The sequence below is a fragment of the Neisseria sp. P0001.S005 genome, from assembly GCF_051963715.1.
Genome location: NZ_JBQCTZ010000876.1, coordinates 1 through 323, shown reverse-complemented (window position 1 = coordinate 323; position 323 = coordinate 1). Strand labels below are relative to the sequence as shown.

At 51.1% G+C, this 323-nt stretch carries 1 protein-coding gene; it reads right to left on the bottom strand.

The features are described 5' to 3' along the window. Positions 1 to 8 precede the first annotated feature (8 nt). On the bottom strand, positions 9 to 323 hold a 315-nt coding region (locus ACTHSP_RS23305), incomplete at its 5' end, for a M48 family metalloprotease (protein ID WP_440347156.1).

The following is a 323-nucleotide window of genomic DNA, read 5'->3' as shown; positions in this document are numbered from 1 at the left end:
ACGTCAAATTAACGTTTGTTTTTCTGATAAATCGGCATCACTTCAGGCAACATTTTGCGGATTGCATTGATACGCGCTTGATTGGTCGGGTGGGTCGACAAAATAGACAATGAGCTGCCGCCCTGTACTTTGTTCATTTTTTCCCACACGCTTACCGCAGCCTCAGGATTGTAGCCTGCTTCAGCCATCAAACGCACACCGCCGGCATCCGCTTCGCTTTCCTGATGGCGTGAGAACGGTTTGGTTGCCAACAAATCTGCACCCAAGCCGACCAAATCACCATCCACACCGGTTGAGCTGGCCAAAATCGAACCGCCCAAGCC